The sequence below is a fragment of the Rhizobium sp. P1_E1 genome (assembly GCF_056406015.1).
On record NZ_JBFUAY010000221.1, the window covers coordinates 1 to 6,780 of the forward strand.

At 62.8% G+C, this 6,780-nt stretch carries 9 protein-coding genes; 7 read left to right on the forward strand and 2 right to left on the reverse strand.

Annotated elements, in window-relative coordinates; genetic code table 11:
* Both AC1D1Z_RS31995 and AC1D1Z_RS32000 read right to left on the reverse strand, forming a co-directional pair.
* Positions 1 to 951: hypothetical protein (locus tag AC1D1Z_RS31995; RefSeq protein WP_477852863.1), on the reverse strand; the 951-nt coding region annotated here is incomplete at its 3' end.
* A 55-nt stretch (positions 952 to 1,006) separates the two neighbouring features.
* Entirely contained in the window at positions 1,007 to 1,429 is a 423-nt protein-coding gene (locus AC1D1Z_RS32000) for a hypothetical protein (RefSeq protein ID WP_130652921.1), read from the reverse strand.
* Positions 1,430 to 1,605: 176 nt separating this feature from the next.
* On the opposite strand from AC1D1Z_RS32000, the gene hemP reads away from it, so the two are divergent.
* From hemP to AC1D1Z_RS32035, 7 genes are all read left to right on the forward strand, one after another.
* A complete protein-coding gene (hemP, locus tag AC1D1Z_RS32005; protein WP_130653562.1) occupies positions 1,606 to 1,785 on the forward strand; it encodes a hemin uptake protein HemP in 180 nt (59 codons plus the stop codon).
* An 8-nt stretch (positions 1,786 to 1,793) separates the two neighbouring features.
* Positions 1,794 to 2,843 carry a hemin-degrading factor gene (locus tag AC1D1Z_RS32010; RefSeq protein ID WP_130652922.1) on the forward strand — a complete coding sequence of 350 codons (1,050 nt, stop codon included), beginning with the start codon at positions 1,794 to 1,796 and terminating at the stop codon, positions 2,841 to 2,843.
* An 11-nt stretch (positions 2,844 to 2,854) separates the two neighbouring features.
* Complete coding sequence (locus AC1D1Z_RS32015) at positions 2,855 to 3,784, forward strand: heme/hemin ABC transporter substrate-binding protein (protein ID WP_130652923.1); 930 nt, start codon at positions 2,855 to 2,857, stop codon at positions 3,782 to 3,784.
* A 2-nt stretch (positions 3,785 to 3,786) separates the two neighbouring features.
* Positions 3,787 to 4,899 carry a FecCD family ABC transporter permease gene (locus AC1D1Z_RS32020; protein WP_477852860.1) on the forward strand — a complete coding sequence of 371 codons (1,113 nt, stop codon included), beginning with the start codon at positions 3,787 to 3,789 and terminating at the stop codon, positions 4,897 to 4,899.
* A 36-nt stretch (positions 4,900 to 4,935) separates the two neighbouring features.
* Positions 4,936 to 5,730: a heme ABC transporter ATP-binding protein gene (locus AC1D1Z_RS32025; RefSeq protein WP_130652925.1), complete on the forward strand. Its 795-nt coding sequence runs from the start codon at positions 4,936 to 4,938 to the stop codon at positions 5,728 to 5,730.
* Positions 5,731 to 5,877: 147 nt separating this feature from the next.
* Positions 5,878 to 6,222 (forward strand): DUF883 family protein, encoded by a 345-nt coding sequence (locus AC1D1Z_RS32030; RefSeq protein ID WP_018243255.1) that lies wholly within the window; start codon positions 5,878 to 5,880, stop codon positions 6,220 to 6,222.
* Positions 6,223 to 6,231: 9 nt separating this feature from the next.
* Entirely contained in the window at positions 6,232 to 6,633 is a 402-nt protein-coding gene (locus AC1D1Z_RS32035; RefSeq protein WP_018446854.1) for a hypothetical protein, read from the forward strand.
* Positions 6,634 to 6,780 lie beyond the last annotated feature (147 nt).

Consider the following 6,780-nt stretch of genomic DNA (forward strand, 5'->3'; position numbering starts at 1 on the left):
CTGTTTAGCCTCTCCCTCTGAACCCTGTGCCTTCTTTGGGGGCAGCTTTCTTTCGACCGGCTTTTTTTCCGCGGGCTTTTCCAGCTTCGGTTTTGGTTGTGGCGTGGCGATCTCTACAGGCGGTTCCGGCTCGGGAGAAATCGCGGCCGTTTCGACAGGCTTGATCTCTTCCGGCTCGGATTGCAACGCGGTTGCGACCGGTGGTTCGGCGGATGTTACCGGTATCTCCGGAGACTGCTCCGGCACGACTGTCGACATTGGCTGCGCAACTGAAGTTTCCGCAGGGGTTTCCGACACGAGCACCTCCAGTTCCGCAGTCGTCACCGTCTCCGCTGACTGGCGCGTCACCTCCTGCGTGGGCTGAACGGCCTCGACCGGCTCTGCAGCAGTCGGCTGGACAGTTTCCGGTTGGACGGCCTCCGGCCGCATTTCCGCTGTTTCCACTGGCTTGACCGTGTCGGGTTCGACAGCTTCCGGAACAATTTCTTGCTGTATAGTCACCTCGGTCTCGCCGGCTGCGCTCTGATCAGCATCAGAACTGCCGAGCATCACGACACTGATCGCTTCGCCTGCCTTTGTCTCCTCCGGCGCCTTAGGGAAGGCAATGATTACTACAGCGGCCAGCGTCGCGTGGAAAATCAGCGAACTAACGCAGGCTAGCGCCACCCGTCGCCGCACCGGCTTCTTCTCGTCTTCCTGCTTTTCCACCGCCGCATCCATCGGCGGCGCAGGAACGGAGGCTATCGGCTCGGCTTCCGGATGATCGGGAAAGGAGGGTATCTGCGTGAAACGCGCATAGTGGACCACCGCCTCGCCAGCCGGCTGCCGCTGCACATTGCGCAGGTCGGAAAGCTCGTGGCCGGGATGCATGTTATTGTCGTTCAGACTGCCGTCAGCGTCCGGCTCCCCGATGAGCACCTGTCTCGATCTGGACTTCGCTGAAATTGCCATTTGTATGCCTCGGACAGTCTGACCATGCCCGCCGGGATTCATTCCCGGCGTATTCTTAGCCCTCGAAGGGAACGGAAATCTGTGAACGGGTGACGAGACCCTTCATGCATTCGCCCGTCGCCGGGCCGTCGCAGACCGGCGTGTCGTTGATGATGATGCGCGTGACCGTTTCGCACTTCACATTCGGCATATCGAACTGGCGCACGCGCTTCTTGCCCTTCGGCAGATCGCGGAAATCGAGCACGGTGATGCGGTCGACGGCATTCTTGTCGTTGAAGAAAGCGAGCTCGAAGGAGATCTTGTTGATCGGCGCCTGAAGATTGTTCTCGGCGACGAAGGTCATCATGCAGCCCTTTTGCGACGGCGCCAAAGCGTTGAGTTCGACATCCAGCTTGGCGGTTGCCGCATCCTGCGCCTGGCATACGCTTGAAACCGCCATCACCATGCCGGCTGCAACAGCCGCAAACCTAACCGTCATCATCTTCTCCGCCATTGTCGCGAACCGCCGCCAGGTGGCTTCGTATCAGCAATCTCAAAAACTTGACTGTATTAGTCTCCTATTGCGTCTTTAAAAAACTATGAGTAAGAAAGTCAAGATAATTGTCATCACAACCGGGGACCGTGATCACCGGTCTCACGGAATTGCCAACTGAAATGATGGTTGAAAAGCCAGATAACTTTAAGCACGTGCCGCTGAGCGAGCCTGCGGCGCAGCACCGGATCGTCGAAAGCGCGGATCTCTTCCGCGGAACGAACGAGATCATGATTAGACACGACGGCTTGGTCTATCGCCTGAAGATCACCCGTCAGGGCAAGCTCATTCTCAATAAGTAGGGTAGGACATGACCGAACAGACAAGACCGGCGCCAGCCGAAATCCGTGCGTTTCGCGCCGAGAATCCGAAAATGCGCGAGCGCGATATCGCCGCGCAGCTGAAGATTTCCGAGGCAGCCCTCGTCGCCGCCGAAACCGGCATCAGCGTGACCCGCATCGATGGCAGCGCACTGAAGCTTCTCGAACGCGTGGCAGGCCTCGGCGAAGTGATGGCCCTGTCGCGCAACGAAAGTGCCGTGCACGAGAAGATCGGTGTCTTCGAAAACATCAAGCGCGGTGCGCAGGCCGCGATCGTTCTCGGCGAGAATATCGACCTGCGCATCTTCCCGAGCCGCTGGGAGCATGGTTTCGCCGTATGCAAGAAGGATGGCGACCAGGAGCGCCTCAGCCTGCAATATTTCGACAAAACAGGCAACGCCGTGCACAAGGTGCACCTGCGCCCGAGCTCGAATGTCGAGGCCTATCACGCGATCGTCGCCGAGTTGAAGCTGGAAGACCAATCGCAGGAATTTGTCGAGGCTGAAGCCTCGAACGCCGCCGATGAGACCGCCGACGTCAGCCGCGACGAACTGCGCGACAACTGGAGCAAGCTCACCGATACGCATCAGTTCTTCGGCATGCTGAAGCGCCTGAAGATCGGCCGCCAGGCGGCGGTGCGCACTGTCGGCGACGACTATGCCTGGAGGCTCGACAACAGCGCAACGGCAGACATGATGCATGCCTCTGTGAAATCTGGCCTGCCGATCATGTGCTTTGTCGCCAATGACGGCATCGTCCAGATCCATTCCGGCCCGATCTTCAACGTGCAGTCGATGGGACCGTGGATCAATATCATGGACCCGACTTTCCACCTGCATCTGCGCCAGGATCACATCGCCGAGACCTGGGCCGTGCGCAAGCCGACCACGGACGGCCACGTCACCTCGCTGGAGGCTTACAACGCAGAAGGCGAGATGATCATCCAGTTCTTCGGCAAGCGGCAGGAAGGTTCCGACGAACGCGCCGCATGGCGCGAGATCATGGAAAACCTGCCGCGGGCAGCAAGCGTGGCCGCATAAGGATCGCAACGATGACGATGCGTAACAATCTGCGCCGGATCCGCCCTTGGGAACTGGCCCTGACGGCGGCCGTCATGGCGCTGCCGTTGGTCCCGACGGCACAGCCAATCGAAGGCTTCGCCTTCGTCCGCGCCGCCCATGCTGAGGAAAAGAAGCTCGACACCTCGCGCCTGGTTTCGGTCGGTGGCGACATCACCGAGATCGTCTATGCGCTCGGCGAAGAAAGCCGGCTGATTGCCCGCGACACGACGAGCATGTATCCGGAGGCGGCGTTGAAGCTGCCCAACGTCGGTTACATGCGCGCGCTCTCGCCGGAAGGCATCCTCGCCATGAACCCGACGGCGATCATCGCCGTCGACGGTTCAGGCCCGGAGGAGGCGCTGACCGTGCTGAAGAATGCCAGCGTGCCCTTCGAAACCGTGCCGAGCGCCTTTACCCGCGACGGTATCATCGCCAAGATCGACCGTGTCGGCACGCTGCTTGGCGTGCCCGACAAGGCGAAGGCACTTGAAGCAAAGGTCGCGGCCGATCTCGACGAGGCGATCGCCGATGCGGAAAAGCGCCCAGAGGCCGAGCGCAAGCGCGTTCTCTTCATCCTCAGCGCCCAGAACGGCCGGATCATGGCATCGGGCACCGGCACCGCCGCCGATGGCATCGTCAAGCTCGCCGGCGCCATCAACGCCGTCGGCGCATTCCCGGGCTATAAGCCGCTGACGGACGAGGCGATCATCGAAGCCAAGCCCGACATCATCCTGATGATGAACCGCGGCGATGGCGCCGGCACCAAGAACGAGGACCTGCTGGCTCAGCCGGCGATCGCGCTGACGCCGGCTGGCGAGAAAAAAGCGATCATCCGAATGGACGGCGTCTACCTGCTCGGCTTCGGCCCGCGCACCGCAGCCGCCGCGCGGGAGCTCAACACGGCGATCTACGGGGGCTGATCATGGCCCTGCCGCAAGCCATGACGGAACGAAGGCGACCATTCCCGATGGCGGACATCCGCGAAATCAGGCAGGCGGGCGACAGGACGCAGCTCGCCTTGCTGGCGATCGCGCTGCTCGTCGTCGGCTCAGTCTTTTCGATGCTGTTTTCCGTGACGACAGGCGCCTCGGATGCCTCGATTCTCGACATCATCAGCAACATGTCCGGCTCTGAGACGGCGCTCAGCACGCGTGACCGGATCATCATCTTCGATATCCGCCTGCCCAGGGCGATCCTCGGCTTCCTGATCGGCGCCTCGCTGGCCGTCTCCGGCACGGTGATGCAAGGCCTGTTCCGCAATCCGCTGGCCGATCCCGGCCTGGTCGGCGTCTCCGCCGGCGCAAGCCTCGGCGCGGTGGCGATGATCGTGCTCGGCGGCGGCCTTGCAGCTCCGCTCCAGGCGCTTCTCGGCATCTACGCTCTGCCGGCGGCCGCTTTCGGCGGCGGCCTCGTCACGACGCTGCTGCTCTACAGGATCGCCACCCGTCATGGCCAGACCTCGGTGGCGACAATGTTGCTTGCCGGCATCGCGCTCGGTGCGCTCGCCCTCGCCATAACAGGACTGCTGATCTACATGGCCAACGACCAGCAGCTGCGCGACCTGACCTTTTGGAGCATGGGCTCGCTTGCCGGCGCCACATGGACGAAGATCRCTGCCGCCAGCCCGATCATCCTCTTGTCCTTCACCGCCCTGCCCTTCATGGCCCGCGGCCTCAATGCCATCACGCTCGGCGAGGCGGCCGCCTTTCATATGGGCGTGCCGGTGCAGCGGCTGAAGAATATCGCGATTGTCGGCGTCGCCGCGGCGACCGGCGCGTCCGTCGCCGTCAGCGGCGGTATCGGTTTCGTCGGGATCGTCGTGCCGCATATCCTGCGTATGGCGATCGGCCCCGACCATCGCTTCCTACTGCCTGCCGCAGCTCTGCTCGGCGGCTCTCTGCTGATCTTCGCGGATGTCCTGGCGCGCACCCTGGTTGCCCCGGCCGAGCTGCCGATCGGCATCATCACCGCGGCGGTCGGCGGCCCGTTCTTCCTGTGGATCCTGCTGAGACAGCGTTCGCGCCTTGCCCTGTGAGTGACCCCGGTGAGTGACCCCGTGAGTGACATTTAGATGATCGAAGTTTCCGGCGTCTCCGTGCGCCTTTCCGGCAAGACCATCATCAGCGACGTCGCCTTCACGGCAAAGGCCGGCGAACTGACGGCGATTGCCGGGCCGAACGGCTCCGGCAAGACGACGACGATGAAAGCCATCTCCGGCGAACTTGCCTATGGCGGCTCGGTGCGCATCGGCGGCGACGAGGTGAAGGGGCTGAAACCCTGGCAGCTTGCCGCCATTCGTGGTGTGCTGCCGCAGGCGAGCACCATCTCCTTTCCCTTTACCGTACGCGAGATCGTCCGCATGGGCCTGACATCAGGCCTCAACCTGCATCCCGACAAGGCCAAGCAGACGGCCGCCGCAGCACTAGCCTCCGTCGACTTGACCGGCTTCGAAGGCCGTTTCTATCAGGAGCTCTCCGGCGGCGAGCAGCAGCGTGTGCAGCTTGCCCGCGTTCTCTGCCAGATCGCCGAGCCCGTCGTCGACGGCAAGCCCTGCTGGCTGCTGCTCGACGAACCGGTCTCGAGCCTCGACATCAGCCACCAGCTGACCATCATGACGCTCGCGCGCAATTTCTGCGAACGCGGCGGCGGTGTCATCGCCGTCATGCACGATCTCAATCTGACGGCGCTCTTTGCCGACCGCATCGTGCTGATGAAATCCGGCCGGCTCGCGGCCGCCGGCAGGATCGTTGAAGTGCTGACGGACGAAACGATGCTGTCGGTGTTCGGTTGCGCGCTGCGCATCAACCAGGTGCCGGCCGACGGCACGCCCTTCGTGCTCGCCCACAGTGCCGTTTCCCGCCCCTGAGCACTGCTCCGGCGGAACTTTTGATCGTCCGGCACGTTTTCGGCATGATCTGGGTCAATGCCGGGCGATATCATTCATGCAACGGACGGTGGTGACCCTCGTGCGAAACAGGCGGGCTTGCGCGCGCCCCAGCCAATGGAGACAGCCATGAGCTATTCTATCTTCCAGTCCGCCCGCAGCCGCCGCAACGGCACCTTCCACAATCTGGAATCCGGCATCGAGGAGCAGATCGAGGCGCTGCGCGACGAACTCGCGGAACTGACGCGCCTCGTCGGCAAAAGCTCGCGCCACCAAGGCGAGAAAATCCGCAGCCAGGCCGGCGCCGGCTACGAAGAACTGCTTGGCCGCAGCGAGGATCTGCTGCGCGAATTGCAGCACGGCTATGAGCGCGGCGCGACGGAAATGCGCGATACCGTACGCAAGCATCCGCTGGCAACCATCGGCGCCGCAGCCGCTTTCGGCCTTGCCATCGCCTTCCTCGCCCGGCGCTGAGGAAGCGCGATGCTGTTTTCGATCCTCAGCCTGCTGACGGGCGCAAGCGTGCACCGGACCGTTGCGCGCGCCAAGCGCAATAGCATCTTCATTGCGCTTGCCGTGCTCTTCCTTCTCACCGCCTACGCGCTGGCCGTCACCGCCGGCGCCATCTGGCTCGCCGGCATCTACGGCCCAGTCGGGGCTGCCCTCTTCCTGGCCGCCTGCGCGCTGCTGATCGCCATCATCGCCCTGGTCGCGATGTCGATCATCAACACCCGGGAAGCACGCCGCGCCCGTGAACGCCGTGCTGCGGTGGAATCGCTGGCAACGGTCGGGCTCGGCCTGATCCGCGCCCAGCCGCTGCTGACCGCCGGTGTTCTGGCAGCAATCGTCGCAGCCAATCTGGTGGGCTCGAAGCGCGACGATTGATTGAGGGACTCGCTCTATGCGTACTCGCTACGAAAATGGAGAGAGTGAACACTTTCCCCCTCACATACGAGCGGAAAATTAGGCAAGGACGCCATCTCACGCTCCCTCATCCTGTGCGTGTCACAGGAATGAGGGAGCGTGAGGTAG